Annotated in this window: 1 pseudogene; it reads left to right on the top strand. The window is 39.2% G+C overall.

Annotated features, from left to right (window positions below):
* Window positions 1-352: pseudogene (locus FFO06_RS20895) on the top strand (addiction module component); the annotation flags it as partial.

Below are 352 nucleotides of genomic sequence, written 5' to 3'. Positions count from 1 at the left end.
ATTACAGAACAGCGAAACAAGTTAAACGCAACAAAATCAAATCAGTTTTTGACAAGTCTATTGCCAAAGGGAACAGTGCCAAAGCTGATAGAATCAAACGGAATAACCTCGGTAAAATCAAGTGGAACAACCGAGAAACATCATTTAAAGGTAGGATTCAAACAATAGTTTTTACAGCTACCCATAACTTGATGTTAAATGCAATCAAGGTAGCTTTTGAAGATCTGACGGAAGCAATAAAAAGCAAAAAGCCCTTGCGAAAACGCATGAAGAGAAATGTTTCTTCATGGTGCAAGGGGGTAGTTGCGGATGCTCTCAAACAAGTTTCAACCCGTGTAGGTTGCACGGTTGT

Source organism: Dolichospermum planctonicum (assembly GCF_005402965.1).
Classification (GTDB): domain Bacteria; phylum Cyanobacteriota; class Cyanobacteriia; order Cyanobacteriales; family Nostocaceae; genus Dolichospermum; species Dolichospermum planctonicum.
This window is presented reverse-complemented; position numbering and strand designations above follow the sequence as displayed.